The sequence below is a fragment of the Mycobacterium sp. E183 genome, assembly GCF_001667735.1.
Lineage (GTDB): Bacteria > Actinomycetota > Actinomycetes > Mycobacteriales > Mycobacteriaceae > Mycobacterium.
Window position 1 is genome coordinate 1 of the sequence record NZ_LZJN01000156.1, and the last position, 16,829, is coordinate 16,829.

The window sequence follows — 16,829 nt, forward strand, 5'->3', positions numbered from 1 at the left end:
GACCGAGGATCGAGCGGACCGCAATGTTCTCCGAGAACTCTTCGGCGCCGGGGCGCAGCGCGCAGATGCCGCGCACCACCACCTCCACCCGCACGTCCGCCATCGATGCGCGATACAGCGCGTCGATGACCTGTTCGTCGACGAGGGCATTCATCTTGAGCCGGATCCGGCCGCCGCCGTGCTCGCGGTGCGCGGCATCTGCGCGCTGCGCCCCGGCGCCGAAGAGTTCTCGGAGAACATTGCGGTCCGCTCGATCCTCGGTCGTTTCCTCGAACATTCCCGCATCATGCATTTCAATCGCATCAACGAGTTCTGGATCGGCAGCGCCGACATGATGCACCGCAACCTCGACCGCCGCGTCGAGGCGTTGGTTCAGGTCAAGGATCCGAGGCTCACCTCATACCTGGACGACCTGTTCGAGTCCGCACTCGACCCCTCCACTCGATGCTGGGAGCTGGGGCCCGACGGGCAGTGGACCGCGTCGCCGCAAGAGGGCCACACCGTGCGCGATCACCAAGTGTCGTTGATGGAGCGGCACCGCAGTCCGTAACCCTCCGCGTGGTGCTTTACGGTTGTCTCCGGCCGCACCGCGACCGTGCGCGCGACCCCGCACCGAATTGACCTGCAGGAGTTGAGTTGCCGACCAAGAGCTCGCGTTCGGGAAGCCGGATCGTGTATGCCGCCGGAGCCGTGCTGTGGCGGCCGACCGATTCGACCAACCCCGGCCTCGAGATCGCGGTGATCCACCGCCCCCGCTACGACGACTGGTCGCTGCCCAAGGGCAAGGTCGACCCGGGCGAGACGGCGCCCGTCGCCGCGGTGCGGGAGGTACGCGAGGAGACGGGGCACCACTCCATCCTGGGCAGGCGGCTCGACATGGTGAGCTACCCGATCGATGCCGGGGTCAAGAAGGTCTACTACTGGGCCGCGCGCAGCACCGGCGGTGACTTCACCCCCGGCAACGAGGTCGACGAATTGGTGTGGCTACCGATTTCCGACGCGCTGAAGAAAATCAGCTACTCTCACGACCGAAAGATGCTGCGCCACTTCACCAAACATCCCGCGGACACGCACACGGTGGTGGTGGTCCGGCACGGGACGGCGGGCCGTAAATCGCGCTTCAAGGGCGACGACACCCAACGGCCGCTGGACAAACGGGGCCGCGCGCAGGCCGAGGCGCTGGTGCCGCAGCTGCTGGCCTTCGGCGCCACCGACGTCTATGCGGCCGACCGGCTGCGCTGCCACCAGACGGTGGAGCCCCTCGCGGAGGAGCTGGGTGTGCCGGTGCACAACGAGCCCACCCTCACCGAAGAGTCCTACGCCAAGAGCCCCAAACGCGGCCGGCACCGGATGCTCGCCATCGCGGAGCAGCAAGGCACACCGGTCATTTGCACCCAGGGCAAGGTGATCCCGGATTTGATCGCGTGGTGGTGCGAACGCGACGGGGTACGCCCGGACAAGTCACGCAACCACAAGGGCAGCACCTGGGTGCTCTCGCTCGCGGGCGGCCGGCTGGTGTCGGCGGACCACATCGGCGGCGCCCTGGCCGCCAACGTGCGGGCATAACACGCGAATACCCTTCGGGTGCATCGCTGCGCCCCGAAGGGTATTCGCGTCTAGAACTCGACCGATGCCTCAGCGGCGACCGCGACGCGCGGTGGCCTTCTTGGCGGGAGCCTTCTTTGCGGCGGTCTTCTTGGCCGGAGCCTTGGTTGCGGCCTTCTTGGCCGGAGCCTTCTTCGCCACGACCTTCTTCGCCGCGGTCTTCTTGGCCGGGGCCTTGGTTGCGGCCTTCTTGGCCGGGGCCTTGGTCGCCGCCTTCTTGACCGGAGCCTTCTTGGCGGGAGCCTTCTTGGCGGCGGCCTTCTTGGCGGGAGCCTTCTTGGCGGCCGCCTTCTTCGCCGGAGCCTTCTTGGCGGCCGTCTTCTTGGCCGCACCGCTTGCCACTACACCACGCTTCACTGCAGGTCCTTCCGACGGGAGACGCTGTGCCCCAGACACAACCGCTTTGAATTGAGCACCGGGCCGGAACGCCGGCACGGAAGTCGGCTTAACTTTCACCGTCTCGCCGGTACGCGGGTTGCGGGCCACCCGGGCCGCGCGACGCCGCTGCTCGAACACACCGAACCCAGTGATGGTGACGCTGTCACCCTTGTGCACGGCACGCACAATGGTGTCCACAACGTTCTCGACAGCCGCGGTTGCCTGCCGACGGTCGGTGTCCAATTTCTGTGTGAGCACATCAATGAGCTCTGCCTTATTCATCCAATCCCTCCGACGCTAGTGGTCCTCTGTTTGAACCGACTAGTGCACACGGTAAACCCTCACCCAGCAAATTTCCAAGAGCCACGCGCAATTTCAGGGTCGGACAATCGGAAGTTTTCGCAATCCGGTTGCCGCCCTTGACCGGTGGGGGACTGGAATTCCGCCCGAATTAGTTAGGTGAGCGAGAAGAAATTTCGGTCGTCACGACCGCTCAGGAGGCAGGCAGGGTGCGCGGTTTCCACTTCGGATACGCGGCCTCGTATGACTCGATTTTGTCGAGTTTCCGCAGCGTAAGGGCTATATCGTCAAGCCCCTCGAGAAGCCGCCAGGCGGTGTGGTCGTCAATCTTGAACGGCAACACCGTCGTTCCCGCGGTGATATTTCGATCTTGAAGATTGGCAGTGATTTCCAGCCCCGGACTCTGCTCGATGAGCTTCCAAAGGAGTTCCACGCCGTCTTGCGAAACCTCGGCCGCCAGGAGCCCCGCCTTGCCGGCGTTGCCCCGGAAGATGTCACCGAATCGAGACGAGATGACCACCCGGAACCCGTAGTCCATGAGGGCCCACACCGCATGCTCGCGCGACGAGCCGGTCCCGAAATCGGGTCCAGCGACCAGGACCGACCCCCGGTCAAAGGGGCTGAGGTTGAGGACGAATGAGGGATCCGAGCGCCAGCTGGCGAACAGTCCGTCCTCGAAACCGGTTCGGGTGACCCGCTTCAAATACACCGCCGGAATGATCTGATCGGTGTCCACATTGGACCGCCGCAACGGCACACCGATGCCGGTGTGCGTGTGAAATGCTTCCATGCTCTTGCCTTCTTCTCGAATGGATCAGTTCAAATCGGCCGGGGCGGACAACGTGCCGCGAACCGCCGTCGCGGCGGCGACGGCCGGAGACACCAGGTGCGTGCGGCCGCCTTTCCCCTGCCGCCCTTCGAAGTTGCGGTTGGACGTCGCCGCGCACCGCTCTCCCGGCGACAGCTGGTCCGGGTTCATCCCCAGGCACATCGAGCAGCCCGCCTGGCGCCATTCGGCGCCCGCGGCGGTGAAAACGTCGCCCAGCCCTTCGGCTTCGGCCTGCGCGCGCACCCGCATCGACCCGGGCACCACGAGCATCCGCACCCCCGGTGCCAGCTTGCGACCGCGCAGCACGTCGGCGACCACGCGCAGGTCTTCGATGCGACCGTTGGTACAGGAGCCCACGAACACGGTGTCGACGGCGATATCGCGCATCGGGGTGCCGGGGCGAAGGTCCATGTAAGCCAACGCCTTCTCGGCGGCCTGCCGCTCGGCGTCGCCGGTCATCAGCTCCGGGTCGGGCACGGCCGCGGACAGCGGTACGCCCTGCCCCGGATTGGTTCCCCAGGTCACGAACGGGCTCAACGTTGTTGCGTCGAGGTGGACCTCGGTGTCGAAGACGGCGCCGGGGTCGGTGTGCAGCTGCTGCCAATAGCGCATCGCCGCCTCCCATTGCTCGCCCTGCGGCGCGTGCGGCTTGTCGCGCAGGAATTCGAAGGTGGTGGCATCCGGTGCCACCATGCCCGCCCGGGCGCCGGCCTCGATGCTCATGTTGCAGATCGTCATCCTGGCTTCCATCGACAGCGATTCGATGGCGCTGCCGCGGTATTCGATGACGTGGCCCTGCCCGCCGCCGGTGCCGATCTTGGCGATCAGCGCGAGAATGATGTCCTTGGCCGTCACACCGGCGGGCAATTCGCCGTCGACATTTACCGCCATGGTCTTGAATGGCCGCAGCGGCAACGTCTGGGTCGCCAGCACATGCTCGACCTCCGACGTGCCGATGCCCATCGCCAGCGCGCCGAATGCGCCGTGCGTCGATGTGTGACTATCCCCACAGACAACGGTCATTCCGGGTTGCGTGAGCCCCAATTGCGGCCCGACGACATGCACGATGCCCTGTTCGATATTGCCCATCGGGTAAAGGCGGACGCCGAATTCGGCGCAGTTTCGGCGCAACGTCTCGACCTGAGTGCGCGACACCGGGTCGGCGATCGGCTTGTCGATGTCGACCGTGGGCACGTTGTGATCCTCGGTGGCCAGCGTCAGATCGGGGCGCCGCACCGGACGGCCCGCCAGGCGCAAACCGTCGAAGGCCTGCGGGCTGGTGACCTCGTGCACCAGATGCAGATCGATGTAGATCAGGTCGGGCGCGTCAGCGGCCCCTTTGTCCACAACGTGGTCCTCCCAGACCTTTTCGGCCAGGGTGCGCGGCTTGTCGGATCCCATCTGAAAACTCGCCTCTATTCCTGGTGCGCGGCTCGCCGATCCACCACGGGCTGTGATCTCAGAATGCGAGACGCTAGTATCTTCTTGTGAGACAGCATAGCGGCATCGGCGTCCTCGACAAAGCCGTGAGTGTCCTGCACACGATCGCCCAATCCCCGTGCGGACTGGCCGAACTGTGCGAACGGACCGGATTACCCAGGGCCACCGCGTATCGGCTGGCCGCCGCGCTCGAAATCCATCGCCTGCTGGGCCGCGACGACGAAGGGCGCTGGCTACTGGGCCCGGCCATCACCGAGCTCGCCGCTCACGTCAACGATCCGCTGCTGGCCGCCAGCGCGGGCGTGCTGCCCCTGCTGCGTGAGACCACGGGCGAGAGCGTGCAGCTGTACCGCCGCGAAGGCACGACGCGGGTCTGTGTGGCCGCCCTGGAACCCGCTGCGGGCCTTCGCGATACCGTGCCGGTCGGGGCTCGACTGCCGATGACCGCGGGCTCGGGCGCCAAGGTGCTGCTGGCCCACAGCGACGCGGCGACGCAAAAGGCGGTGCTGCCGACGGCGAAGTTCACCGAGCGCACGCTCGCCGAAGTGCGGCGGCGCGGCTGGGCGCAGAGCGTGGCCGAGCGAGAGCCCGGCGTCGCGAGCGTGTCGGTTCCCGTGCGCGATGGCCGGGGCGCCGTCATCGCCGCCATCTCCGTGTCGGGACCCGTCGACCGGATCGGCCGCCGTCCCGGCGCGCGCTGGGCCGCCGACCTGTTGTCCGCGGCCGACGCGCTCACCCGCCGGCTGTAGGGCCGCCAAGTCGGGTGTGCATCGATGGCGTTGCGAGTGCAACTATGGCGGCGAAGTCGCCAAAATCCCGCCGCACACGCACACCCGACGCCATCAGCGCACACTGAACGCCACCAGCGCACGCTCGACCGGACGTCGCCTGACAGACTGACCGCCATGGGAACCAATCAGCGCGCGAGCATCGTCATGTCGGAAGACGAAATCGCCGACTTCGTCGTCAAGAGCCGCACCGGAACGCTGGCCACCGTCGGCCCCGACGGCCAGCCGCATCTGACCGCAATGTGGTACGCCGTCGTGGACGGAGAAATCTGGCTGGAAACCAAGGCCAAGTCGCAGAAGGCGGTCAACCTCAAACGGGATCCGCGGGTGAGCTTCCTGATCGAGGACGGCGACACCTACGACACACTGCGTGGGGTCTCATTCGAGGGCGTCGCGGAGATCGTCGACGATCCCGACGTGTCGCACCGCGTCGGGGTCAGCGTGTTCGAGCGCTACACCGGGCCCTACACCGACGAGATGAAGCCCTTCGTGGAGCAGATGATGAACAAGCGCGTCTGCGTGCGCATCGTCGCTCAGCGCGCGCGGTCATGGGATCACCGCAAACTCGGCCTGCCGGCCATGCCGGTGGGTGGGTCCACGGCACCAGCCGTGTTGGGAACCGGTCAATAGTTTTGTAGCCCCGATGGGATTCGAACCCACGCTACCGCCGTGAGAGGGCGGCGTCCTAGGCCGCTAGACGACGGGGCCAGACACGATCCGAGGTGTCAGCATAGCTCACACGTCAAAGGCCACCTAATCGCTTGAGGTGGCGAGATTTTGCTGGGGTACCAGGACTCGAACCTAGAATGGCTGAACCAGAATCAGCTGTGTTGCCAATTACACCATACCCCATTGGCTGCCTAAAACCGCTGGTCAGCGGTCACTCTGAGCGATAACGCGCCGCTCCGGGGACCGCCGCTGCCAGCCGTTGTCGGCCTTTGCGAACCGCAGTGCAGACTACCAAAGACTCGGCACACAATCCGCACGCGATGTCTTCGCCTAGCCGCCGACCGTTTCGCGTGCGGCGCGTAACCGCTGCAGGCTGCGCTCACGGCCCAGCAGCTCCAGCGATTCGAACAACGGCGGGCTCACGGTCGTTCCGGTGGCCGCAACCCTGATCGGACCGAAGGCCTTGCGCGGTTTGAGGCCCAAATCCTCGATGAGGGTCGCCTTGAGCGCGGGCTCGATCTGGGCTGTCGTCCACTCCGACAGGCCGTCCAGCGCGGCCAGCGCCGCGTCTAGCACGGCGACCGCCTCCGGGCCGAGCTCCTTGGCGGCGGCCTTGGGATCGATGCCGTACTCGTCGTCGTTGAGGAACTTCAGCAGCTCCCACGCGTCGGCGAGCACCACGATGCGCGTCTGCACCAGGTCGGCGGCGGTGGCGAACGCCGGATCGTCCAACCCGAGGCGGTGGCCGTGCACGTCGAAGTAGTCGCGCAGCCGGCCCACGAAGTCGGCCGGCTCGAGCATCCGGATGTGCTCGGCGTTGAGCGCGTCGGCCTTTTTCTGGTCGAACCGCGCGGGGTTGGAGTTGACGTCGACGACGTCGAACGCGGCCACCATCTCGTCGAGACTGAACAGGTCGTGGTCGTCGGCGATGGCCCAGCCCAGCAGCGCCAGATAATTGAGCAGCCCCTCCGGGATGAAGCCCCGGTCGCGGTGCGCGAACAGGTTCGACTGCGGGTCGCGCTTGGACAGTTTCTTGGTCCCCTCCCCCAACACCGTTGGCAGGTGGGCGAACTCCGGGACGCGCTCGGCGACGCCGATCCGAATCAGCGACTGATAGAGCGCCAGCTGGCGTGGGGTGGACGGCAGCAAGTCCTCGCCCCGCAGCACATGGGTGATCCTCATCAGCGCGTCGTCGCACGGGTTGACCAAGGTGTACAACGGATCTCCGTTGGCGCGGGTCAGCGCGAAGTCGGGCACGCTGCCGGCGGCGAAGTTCGTGGGCCCGCGCACCAGGTCGTTCCAACCGAGGTCTTGGTCGGGCATCCGCAGCCGCACCACCGGCTTGCGCCCCTCGGCGAGGAACGCGGCCCGCTGGGCGTCGGTGAGTTGCCGGTCGAAGTTGTCGTATCCCAGTTTCGGGTTGCGGCCCGCCGCGATGTGGCGCGCCTCAACCTCTTCCGGGGTCGAGAACGCGTAGTAGGCCTCGCCCGCTTCGAGTAGCTTGGCCACCACGTCGCGGTAGATCTCCTTGCGCTGCGATTGGCGGTACGGGCCGTAGGGCCCGCCGACCTCGGGCCCCTCGTCCCAGTCCAAGCCGAGCCAACGCAGCGCGTCCAGCAGCGCCAAATAGCTTTCCTCGCTGTCGCGTTCGGCGTCGGTGTCCTCGATCCGGAACACGAACGTGCCACCCGTGTGCCGGGCGTAGGCCCAGTTGAACAGCGCGGTGCGGACCATTCCGACGTGCGGCGTGCCGGTGGGCGAGGGGCAGAACCGGACCCGGACTTTCGCTTCCGCCGTCACGACTTGCCCTTACGGACCACGGGATTGGACAGGGTGCCGATGCCCTCGATGGTGATCGACACCGTGTCGCCGTCCTCGATCGGGCCGACCCCGGCCGGCGTTCCGGTGAGGATCAGGTCGCCGGGCAGCAGGGTCATCACGGCCGAAATCCATTCGACGATGGCGCCGACGTCATGGATCATCAGCGAGGTGCGGCTGTGTTGCTTCACTTCGCCGTTGACCTCGGTTCGGATTTCGAGATCCGCCGGGTCGACATCGGTGACGATCCACGGTCCCACCGGGCAGAAGGTGTCGTGTCCCTTCGCCCGCGTCCACTGGCCGTCGGCCTTCTGTTGATCGCGGGCCGAGACGTCGTTGCCGACGGTGTAGCCCAGGATGCTGTCGGCCGCCTCGGCGGCCGTGACGTCCTTGCAGGGCCGGCCGATGACCACGGCCAGCTCGCCCTCGAAATGCACGGGTGATGCGTTGGCCGGCAACCGAATCGGCACATTCGGGCCGACGATCGCCGTGTTGGGCTTGAGGAAGATGATCGGATCTTGCGCGGCCGGACCGGTGAGCTCGGTCATCTCCGCGATGTGATCGGTGTAGTTCTTGCCGATGCAAACCACCTTGCTGGCCAGTATCGGGGCCAGCAGCCGCACGTCGGGCAGCGGCCACGAGCGGCCGGTGAAGTTCGGCGTGCCAAACGGATGCTCGGCGATCTCGCGGGCAATCATCGCGGCGGGATCGGTGAGTTCGCCCTCGATGCTGACGAAGGCGACACCGTCGGGGCTGGCGATTCGACCAAGGCGCATTTCGTTGAGCCTACTAATGAGCGGTTGCCTCATCGCAATGGCAGCAGGCACACGAGTATTACCAGCGGTTTTGCCGCGTATGCAAGCATGGGGGATGCAGACCGGGACGGCCGCGACGCGGGACCTGGGCGCGGGCGCGCGCTGGTCCATCATGGTCGTATCGCTGGTGGCCACCGCGAGCTCCTTCCTCTTCATCAATGGCGTCGCGTTCCTGATCCCGTCGCTGCAATCGGCGCGGGGAATCCCGCTCGACGAAGCCGGTCTGTTGTCCTCGATGCCCAGTTGGGGCATGGTCGTCACGCTGGTGCTGTGGGGTTACGTCCTGGACCGGGTGGGCGAGCGTCTGGTGATGGCCGCGGGTTCGGCGCTCACCGCCGTGGCGGCCTACGCCGCGGCCTCGGCGCATTCGATGGTGCTCATGGCGGTCTATTTGTTTCTCGGCGGCATGGCGGCCGCGAGCTGCAACACCGCCGGCGGGCGGCTGGTGTCGGCGTGGTTTCCGCCGCACCAACGCGGCCTCGCGATGGGCTTCCGCCAAACCGCGCAACCCCTCGGAATCGCCTTGGGAGCGCTGGTCATTCCCGAGCTGGCCGAGCACGGGCCAAGTACGGGGCTCAGGTTCACGGCGTTGGCGTGCGCCCTGGGAGCGGCAGCCAGCGCGGTCGGCATCATCGACCCGCCGCGCAAGCCGCGGGAGAAAGCCACCGACACCGAACTCGCCAGCCCCTACCGAGGGTCGTTGACGCTGTGGCGAATTCACACGGTCGCCGGTCTGATGATGGTGCCGCAGACGGTGACCGTCACGTTCATGCTGGTGTGGCTGATCAAGAATCTGAACTGGTCGGTCGCGGCCGCCGGCAGTCTGGTCACCCTCTCGCAGCTGCTGGGCGCCGTCGGCCGCGTCTTGGTGGGCCGCTGGTCCGACCGGATCGGTTCGCGAATGCGCCCGGTGCGCCTCATCGCGGGCGCGGCCGCCGTCACGCTGTTGCTGTTGGCCTGGGCCGATTTCCTGAATTCGAGCTATCAGGCGCCGCTGATGGTGGCCATCTCGGTGATCGCCGTGCTCGACAACGGGCTGGAGGCCACGGCCATCACCGAATTCGCCGGTCCGTTCTGGAGCGGGCGCGCCCTGGGCATCCAGAACACCACCCAGCGGGTGATGGCCGCCGCGGCGCCACCGCTATTCGGCGCCTTGATCACCGCCGCGAAATATCCGAATGCGTGGATGTTGTGCGGACTGTTCCCAATGATCGCGGTGCCCCTGGTTCCCGCGCGCCTGCTCCCGCCCGGCCTGGAAACTACAGCGCGGAAGCAATCCGTTCGCCGACTTCGGCGGTGGCGAGCCGTTCGCTCCCACGCGCTGCCAGGTAGGCCTCGACGGCCCGATCCACCCGGCTAGCGGCATCGTCCTCGCCGATATGGGCGAGCAGCAACGCCACCGACATGATCGCCGCGGTCGGGTCGGCGATGCCCTGGCCCGCGATGTCCGGCGCGCTGCCGTGCACCGGCTCGAACATCGACGGGTTCGTCCGCGTGGCGTCGATATTCCCGCTGGCGGCCAACCCAATTCCGCCACACACCGCCGCCGCCAAGTCGGTGATGATGTCGCCGAACAGGTTGTCGGTGACGATCACGTCGAAGCGCCCTGGGTCGGTCACCATGAAGATGGTGGCGGCGTCGACGTGTTGGTACGCGACTTCGACGTCGGGGTACTGCTCCCCGACCTCGGCCACGATGCGCGCCCACAGCTTGCCGGCGAACGTCAGCACGTTGGTCTTGTGCACCAGCGTCAGGTGCTTGCGCCGCCGCTGCGCGCGCTCGAATGCGTCGGCCACCACGCGGCGCACGCCGAAGGCGGTGTTCAGGCTCACCTCGGTGGCAACCTCGTTGGGCGTGCCGGTGCGGATGGCGCCGCCGGTGCCCGTGTAGGGACCCTCGGTCCCCTCACGCACGACCACGAAATCGATGTCGGGGTTTCCGGCGAGCGGGCTTGCCACACCGGGATACAGCCGGCCCGGGCGCAGGTTGACGTGATGATCGAGCTCAAACCGCAGGCGCAGCAACAGACCCCGCTCCAGCACGCCGCTGGGCACCGACGGATCGCCGATCGCGCCGAGCAGGATGGCGTCGTGCTGGCGCAGTTCGGCGAGCACCGATTCCGGCAAGAGCTCACCGCTGGCGTGAAAACGCCGGGCGCCCAAGTCGTATTCGGTCTTCTGGACACCGGGCAGCACCGCGTCGAGCACCTTGAGGGCCTCGGCCGTCACTTCCGGCCCGATACCGTCGCCGCCGATGACCGCCAACTTCATTGCGCCGCTCCTCGTTCTGCATCGTCGACGGCGCGCTTCACGACAGATCAACCACCTCAAGCTTGTTGGCGCCCACCGCCGAACCGATCTCCGATCGCACCTCGCTCGGCACGTCCCGGTCCAGCCGCAACAGGATCGTCGCGCCCGGGCCCTCGGCGTCCTCGGACAGCTGCGCGGCCTGGATGTTCACACCGGCCGAGCCGAGCAGGGTGCCGATCTTGCCCAGCGCCCCGGGTTGGTCGACGTAGTTGATCACCAGGTTGGTGCCGCGAGCGCGCAAATCGAAGTTGCGGCCGTTGATCTGGACGATCTTCTCCACCAACTGCGGCCCGGACAGCGTGCCGGCCACGTTGACGGCGCTGCCGTCGGCGGCGACCGCGCGCACGTCGACGACGCTGCGGTGGTTCGGGCTCTCCGAGGCCGTGGTGAGCTCCGCGGTGACGCCGCGCTCGTCGGCCAGCGCCGGTGCGTTGACGAACGTGACCGGCCCCTCGACCACCGCCGAGAACAGTCCGCGCAGAGCCGAAAGCTTCAGCACCTCAACGTCTTCGGAGGCCAGCTCGCCGCGCACTTGCACCGACACCGAAACGGGCGGCCCGGCGGACAACGAGGCGGCCAGCACGCCGAGCTTGCGCACCAGGTCCAGCCAGGGCGCCACCTCTTCGTTGACCACGCCGCCGCCGACGTTGACGGCGTCGGGAACGAATTCCCCGGCCAGCGCCAGTTTCACGCTTTCGGCTACGTCGGTGCCCGCCCGGTCCTGGGCCTCGGAAGTGGATGCGCCGAGGTGCGGGGTGACCACCACCTGCGGCAGCTCGAACAGCGGGCTGTCGGTGCACGGCTCTTTGGCGTAGACGTCGAGACCGGCCGCCCGGACGTGGCCGCTGCTCACCGCCTCGGCCAGCGCGGCCTCGTCGATCAGGCCGCCGCGGGCGGCGTTGACGATGATGACGCCCGGCTTGGTCTTGGCGAGCGCTTCCTTACCGATGAGGCCCGCCGTCTCGGGCGTCTTCGGCAGGTGCACCGAGATGAAGTCGGCGCGGCCCAGCAGGTCGTCGAGGGGCAGCAGTTCGATGCCCAGCTGCGCGGCCCGCGCCGGCGAGACGTAGGGGTCGTAGGCGACGAGGTGGGTGCCGAAGGCCGTCAACCGCTGGGCGACCAACTGCCCGATCCGGCCTAGCCCCACCACGCCGACCGTCTTGCCGAAGATTTCGGTGCCGTTGAACGAAGACCGCTTCCAGGTGTGCTCGCGCAGCGAGGCGTCGGCGGCCGGGATCTGCCGGGCGGCGGCCAAGAGCAGCGCCAGGGCGTGCTCGGCGGCACTGTGGATGTTCGAGGTGGGCGCGTTGACCACCAGCACGCCGCGCTCGGTCGCGGCGTCCACGTCGACGTTGTCCAGCCCGACCCCGGCGCGGGCGACGATCTTCAGCTTGGGGGCCGCCGCCAGCACCTCGGCGTCCACCGTGGTGGCCGAGCGCACCAGCAGCGCGTCGGCCTCCGGCACCGCGGCCAGCAGCTTCTCCCGGTCCGGCCCGTCTACCCAGCGCACCTCGACCTGGTCTCCCAGGGCGGCGACAGTCGATTGGGCGAGTTTGTCGGCGATCAATACAACAGGCAGATTCACCCGGCCAGCCTAACGGCTGCGTTTGACGGGCCTCGACGGGCTCACCACTGCCGTAACCTGCACCGACGGCCGTTGGGCGCGGGCCGGCGAGGTCCTACGATGCGCTGATGACCAAACTCGCGATCATCTACTATTCGGCCACCGGGCATAACACCGCGATGGCGCAACGCGTGGCCGCCGCGGCCGAGTCCGCCGGCGCCGAAGTCCGGCTGAGGCACGTCGCCGAGACCCGCGACCCGGAATCGTTCGCGCAGAACCCGGCCTGGACCGCGAATTACGAAGCAACCAAGGACCTTCCGGCGGCATCCGGTGAGGACATCGTCTGGGCCGACGCGGTGATCTTCGGTTCGCCGACCCGCTTCGGCTCTCCCGCTGCGCAATTGCGCAACTTCCTGGACTCGCTCGGCGGGCTGTGGGCCGAGGGCAAGCTCGCGGACAAGGTGTACGCGGGATTCACGTCGTCCAACACGCTGCACGGCGGTCAGGAAACCACCCTGCTGTCGCTATACATCACCCTGATGCATTTCGGCGGCATCATTGTGCCGCCCGGTTACACCGACCCGGTCAAGTTCGTCGACGGCAACCCGTACGGGGTGAGCCTGGTCTCCACCCACGACAACATTCACGAATTCGACGAGGCCACCGGGAACGCCCTGGACCACCTGGCCCGCCGCGTGGTCGAAACCGCCGGCCGGCTGGGTGCTTGAGCGGCGCCCGCGCCGAGCGTGAAACTGTCGCGAGAATAAGCCAAGAAATTCGCAACAGCTTCACGCTCGGCGGAGAGAGGACGCCGTAAACGGTCGCCGTGGTTTATGTCTCGCAGCCGCGGCAGGGCCGCCGGCAGCGGCAAGCCGCCGGCAGTCGGCAGCGCGGCCCGCCGGTTACGCGGTCTCGGTGATCGGCCGGTCGACCCAGCTCATCAGGTCGCGCAGCTTCTTGCCGGTCACCTCGATCGGGTGTTCGGCGTTCTCCTTGCGCAGCTGCTCGAGTTGCTTGTTGCCGCCCTCGACGTTGGCCACCAGCTTCTTGGTGAAGGTGCCGTCCTGGATGTCGCGCAGGATCTCACGCATCCGCTCTTTGGTGCCGGCGTCGATGACCCGCGGACCCGACAGATACCCGCCGAACTCCGCGGTGTCGGACACTGAGTAGTTCATCCGGGCGATGCCGCCCTCATACATCAGGTCGACGATCAGCTTGAGCTCGTGCAGCACCTCGAAGTAGGCCATCTCCGGCGGGTAGCCCGCCTCAACCATGACGTCGAAACCGGTCTTCACCAATTCCTCTGTGCCGCCGCACAACACGGCCTGCTCGCCGAACAGGTCGGTCTCGGTCTCGTCCTTGAACGTGGTCTTGATGACGCCGGCCCGGGTGCCGCCGATGGCCTTGGCGTAGGACAGCGCCAGCGCCTCGCCGTTGCCGTTCGGGTCCTGGTCGACCGCGATCAGGCAGGGCACGCCCTTGCCGTCGACGAACTGGCGGCGCACCAGGTGGCCGGGACCCTTCGGGGCCACCATCGCGATGGTCACATCGGCGGGCGGCTTGATCAGACCGAAGTGAATGTTGAGACCGTGCCCGAAGAACAGCGCGTCACCGGGCTTGAGGTTGGGCTCGATGTCGTTCTTGAAGATGTCCGCCTGCGCGGTGTCGGGCGCCAACAGCATGATGACGTCGGCCCACTTGGCCACCTCGGCGGGCGTGTCGACCTCCAGGCCCTGCTCCTCCACCTTGGCCCGCGACTTCGAACCCTCCTTGAGCCCGACGCGAACCTGCACACCCGAGTCGCGCAGGCTCAGCGAATGCGCGTGCCCTTGGCTGCCGTACCCGATGACGCCGACCTTGCGGCCCTGGATGATCGACAGGTCTGCGTCGTCGTCGTAGAACATTTCTAGTGCCACTGTTTCAATATCTCCTTGTGTGTTACTTGGCCGTGGCGATGCCGCGCGGACCGCGGGACAACGACACCACTCCCGATTGGACTATCTCGCGGATGCCGAACGGTTCCAGCACCCGCAGCAGCGCCTCGATCTTGCCGCGGTCACCGGTAGCCTCGATCGTCAGCGCCTCAGTCGATACGTCAATCACCTTGGCGCGGAACAGGTTCACCGCCTCGATCACCTGACTGCGGCTGCCCGCGTCGGCGCGCACCTTGATCAGCGCCAACTCCCGGGACACCGCGGCCCCGTCGTCGAGCTCGACGATCTTGATGACGTTGATCAGCTTGTTGAGCTGCTTGGTGATCTGCTCGAGCGGGGTCTCCTCCGCGCTGACCACAATCGTCATGCGCGACATGTCCTTTTGCTCGGTGGCCCCGACGGCCAGCGACTCGATGTTGAAACCGCGCCGGGAGAACAGCGCCGCCACGCGGGCGAGCACACCGGGCTTGTCCTCCACCAACACCGACAGCGTGTGCGTGTGCATCAGGCGTGCCCTTCGCTCTCGTCGTCGAAGAGCGGGCGAATGCCGCGAGCGGCCTGGATCTCGTCGTTGCTGGTGCCCGCGGCGACCATCGGCCACACCTGCGCGTCGGCGCCGACGATGAAGTCGATCACCACGGGACGATCGGTGATCGCCCGGGCCGCGTTGATCACGTCCTCGACGTCTTCCTCACGCTCGCAACGCAATCCGACACAGCCCAGCGCCTCCGCGAGCTTCACGAAGTCGGGGATGCGATGCGAGTGCGTGGCCAGGTCCGTCTGCGAATACCGCTCCTCGTAGAACAGCGTCTGCCACTGACGCACCATGCCCAGGTTGCCGTTGTTGATCAGCGCCACCTTGATCGGCACGCCTTCGATGGCGCAGGTGGCCAGCTCCTGATTGGTCATCTGGAAGCAGCCGTCGCCGTCGATGGCCCACACCTCGGCCTCCGGGCGAGCCATCTTGGCCCCCATGGCGGCCGGTATGGCGAACCCCATGGTGCCCAGCCCACCGGAGTTGATCCAGGTGCGCGGTTTCTCATACGAGATGAACTGCGCGGCCCACATTTGGTGCTGGCCCACCCCGGCGACGTACACCGCGTCGGGCCCGGCGATCTGGCCGAGCTTCTCGATGACGTATTCCGGGCCGAGACTGCCGTCGCTCTGCGGGTCGTAGCTCAGCGGGTAGGTGGACTGAACGCTGTCCAGATAGGCCCACCACTCCGTCATGTCGACGCTGCCGGGGATGTCGTAGTGCCGCAGCATCGCGATCAGGTCGGTGATGACCGCTTGGACGTCGCCGACGATCGGCACGTCGGCGTGGCGGTTCTTGCCGATCTCGGCCGGGTCGATGTCGGCGTGAATGACTTTCGCCTCGGGCGCGAAGGTGTCGAGCTTCCCGGTCACCCGGTCGTCGAAGCGTGTGCCCAGGGCGATCAGCAGGTCGCTGCGCTGCAGCGCCGCCACCGCGGCGACGGTGCCGTGCATACCGGGCATGCCCATGTGCTGGCGGTGGCTGTCGGGGAACGCCCCGCGCGCCATCAGGGTGGTGACCACCGGGATGCCGGTCAGCTCGGCCAGCTCGCGCAGCTGCTCGGTCGCCTCCCCGCGGATGACGCCACCACCGACGTAGAGGACCGGCTTGCGGGCGTCGGCGATCAGCTTGGCGGCCTCGCGGATCTGCCGGTTGTGCGGCTTGGTGTTCGGCTTGTAGCCGGGCAGGTCCATGCGCGGCGGCCAGCTGAACGTGCACTGCCCCTGCAGCACGTCTTTGGGGATGTCGACCAGCACCGTGCCGGGGCGGCCGGAGGACGCGATGTGGAACGCCTCGGCCATCACCTGCGGGATCTCGTCGCCGGAGCGGACCAGGAAGTTGTGCTTGGTGATCGGCATCGTGATGCCCGAGATGTCGGCTTCCTGGAAGGCGTCGGTGCCGATCAGCGTGCGACCGACCTGACCGGTGATGGCGACGACGGGCACCGAGTCCATTTGGGCGTCGGCCAGCGGCGTGACCAGGTTGGTGGCGCCGGGGCCCGACGTCGCCATGCACACCCCGACCTTGCCGGTGGCGTGGGCGTAGCCGCTCGCGGCGTGACCGGCGCCCTGCTCGTGCCGAACCAGCACGTGGCGAAGCTTTTTCGAGTCGAACAGCGGATCGTAAACCGGCAACACGGCGCCGCCGGGAATCCCGAAGATGACCTCGACGTCGAGCTCCTCCAGCGACCGGATCACCGACTGTGCGCCGGTAAGTTTCTCGGGCCCAACACGTTTCGGCTTCCGTGCGGGGGCGGCTGCCGGCGTTTCCGCCGCGTCCGTGGCGATGTCGGCGGCACGCTCCGGCTGGGTGGCGTGCTGCCTGGTGGGTGCGCTCACTGTCTTT

Annotated in this window: 15 protein-coding genes, 2 tRNA genes and 2 pseudogenes; 6 read left to right on the forward strand and 13 right to left on the reverse strand. The window is 67.2% G+C overall.

Features of this window, described 5'->3' with window-relative positions; translation table 11 throughout:
- Window positions 1-292, reverse strand: a pseudogene (locus A5691_RS27475) (hypothetical protein); the annotation flags it as partial.
- Between A5691_RS27475 and A5691_RS17950 the strand changes: the two are divergent.
- Window positions 185-550: pseudogene (locus A5691_RS17950) on the forward strand (RNA degradosome polyphosphate kinase); the annotation flags it as partial. The pseudogenes A5691_RS27475 and A5691_RS17950 sit on opposite strands and share 108 nt — an antisense overlap.
- Before the next feature lie 86 nt (window positions 551-636).
- Entirely contained in the window at window positions 637-1,566 is a 930-nt protein-coding gene (locus tag A5691_RS17955) for an NUDIX hydrolase (RefSeq protein WP_067886950.1), read from the forward strand.
- 69 nt (window positions 1,567-1,635) lie between these two features.
- Here A5691_RS17955 and A5691_RS17960 read toward each other — a convergent pair whose 3' ends face one another.
- From A5691_RS17960 to leuC, 3 genes are all read right to left on the reverse strand, one after another.
- On the reverse strand, window positions 1,636-2,265 hold the full coding sequence (locus A5691_RS17960; protein ID WP_067758352.1) for an HU family DNA-binding protein: 630 nt from the start codon (window positions 2,263-2,265) through the stop codon (window positions 1,636-1,638).
- Between the two features lie 211 nt (window positions 2,266-2,476).
- On the reverse strand, window positions 2,477-3,073 hold the full coding sequence (leuD, locus tag A5691_RS17965; RefSeq protein ID WP_067758349.1) for a 3-isopropylmalate dehydratase small subunit: 597 nt from the start codon (window positions 3,071-3,073) through the stop codon (window positions 2,477-2,479).
- 24 nt (window positions 3,074-3,097) lie between these two features.
- Window positions 3,098-4,513 carry a 3-isopropylmalate dehydratase large subunit gene (leuC, locus tag A5691_RS17970; RefSeq protein ID WP_067889053.1) on the reverse strand — a complete coding sequence of 472 codons (1,416 nt, stop codon included), beginning with the start codon at window positions 4,511-4,513 and terminating at the stop codon, window positions 3,098-3,100.
- 86 nt (window positions 4,514-4,599) lie between these two features.
- On the opposite strand from leuC, the gene A5691_RS17975 reads away from it, so the two are divergent.
- Entirely contained in the window at window positions 4,600-5,301 is a 702-nt protein-coding gene (locus A5691_RS17975) for an IclR family transcriptional regulator (RefSeq protein WP_067758343.1), read from the forward strand.
- Between the two features lie 156 nt (window positions 5,302-5,457).
- On the forward strand, window positions 5,458-5,970 hold the full coding sequence (locus tag A5691_RS17980) for a pyridoxamine 5'-phosphate oxidase family protein (RefSeq protein WP_067783874.1): 513 nt from the start codon (window positions 5,458-5,460) through the stop codon (window positions 5,968-5,970).
- A gap of 5 nt (window positions 5,971-5,975) precedes the next feature.
- Here the strand turns inward: A5691_RS17980 and A5691_RS17985 are convergent.
- The 4 genes from A5691_RS17985 to A5691_RS18000 all read right to left on the reverse strand — a co-directional run bounded on the left by A5691_RS17985 (window position 5,976) and on the right by A5691_RS18000 (window position 8,603).
- Window positions 5,976-6,048 (reverse strand) — tRNA-Glu (locus tag A5691_RS17985).
- 72 nt (window positions 6,049-6,120) lie between these two features.
- A tRNA-Gln gene (locus A5691_RS17990) sits at window positions 6,121-6,192 on the reverse strand.
- A 147-nt stretch (window positions 6,193-6,339) separates the two neighbouring features.
- Window positions 6,340-7,809 carry a glutamate--tRNA ligase gene (gene gltX / locus A5691_RS17995; RefSeq protein ID WP_082950392.1) on the reverse strand — a complete coding sequence of 490 codons (1,470 nt, stop codon included), beginning with the start codon at window positions 7,807-7,809 and terminating at the stop codon, window positions 6,340-6,342.
- The gene (locus A5691_RS18000; RefSeq protein WP_067758337.1) at window positions 7,806-8,603 is read right to left on the reverse strand and encodes a fumarylacetoacetate hydrolase family protein; all 798 of its coding nucleotides are present in this window, start codon (window positions 8,601-8,603) and stop codon (window positions 7,806-7,808) included. The genes gltX and A5691_RS18000 overlap by 4 nt, the downstream gene beginning before the upstream one ends.
- Before the next feature lie 94 nt (window positions 8,604-8,697).
- On the opposite strand from A5691_RS18000, the gene A5691_RS18005 reads away from it, so the two are divergent.
- A complete protein-coding gene (locus A5691_RS18005) occupies window positions 8,698-10,002 on the forward strand; it encodes an MFS transporter (protein WP_067889050.1) in 1,305 nt (434 codons plus the stop codon).
- Here A5691_RS18005 and A5691_RS18010 read toward each other — a convergent pair.
- Window positions 9,902-10,912, reverse strand: coding sequence for a 3-isopropylmalate dehydrogenase (locus tag A5691_RS18010; protein WP_067889047.1), 1,011 nt, complete (start codon window positions 10,910-10,912; stop codon window positions 9,902-9,904). The two genes, A5691_RS18005 and A5691_RS18010, sit on opposite strands and share 101 nt — an antisense overlap.
- Before the next feature lie 37 nt (window positions 10,913-10,949).
- Window positions 10,950-12,536, reverse strand: coding sequence for a phosphoglycerate dehydrogenase (gene serA / locus A5691_RS18015; protein ID WP_067758328.1), 1,587 nt, complete (start codon window positions 12,534-12,536; stop codon window positions 10,950-10,952).
- Between the two features lie 107 nt (window positions 12,537-12,643).
- Here serA and wrbA point away from each other — a divergent pair, with 107 nt between their 5' ends.
- Window positions 12,644-13,243, forward strand: a complete 600-nt coding sequence (gene wrbA, locus A5691_RS18020) for an NAD(P)H:quinone oxidoreductase (RefSeq protein WP_067758327.1) — start codon at window positions 12,644-12,646, stop codon at window positions 13,241-13,243.
- A 174-nt stretch (window positions 13,244-13,417) separates the two neighbouring features.
- Here the strand turns inward: wrbA and ilvC are convergent, their stop codons facing one another.
- The 3 genes from ilvC to A5691_RS18035 are packed head-to-tail and all read right to left on the reverse strand — an operon-like array spanning window position 13,418 to window position 16,771.
- Window positions 13,418-14,419: a ketol-acid reductoisomerase gene (ilvC, locus tag A5691_RS18025; protein ID WP_082950394.1), complete on the reverse strand. Its 1,002-nt coding sequence runs from the start codon at window positions 14,417-14,419 to the stop codon at window positions 13,418-13,420.
- A gap of 34 nt (window positions 14,420-14,453) precedes the next feature.
- The gene (gene ilvN, locus A5691_RS18030) at window positions 14,454-14,954 is read right to left on the reverse strand and encodes an acetolactate synthase small subunit (RefSeq protein ID WP_067758323.1); all 501 of its coding nucleotides are present in this window, start codon (window positions 14,952-14,954) and stop codon (window positions 14,454-14,456) included.
- Entirely contained in the window at window positions 14,954-16,771 is a 1,818-nt protein-coding gene (locus A5691_RS18035; protein ID WP_369807437.1) for an acetolactate synthase large subunit, read from the reverse strand. Before A5691_RS18035 ends, ilvN begins: the two co-directional genes overlap by 1 nt.
- Window positions 16,772-16,829 lie beyond the last annotated feature (58 nt).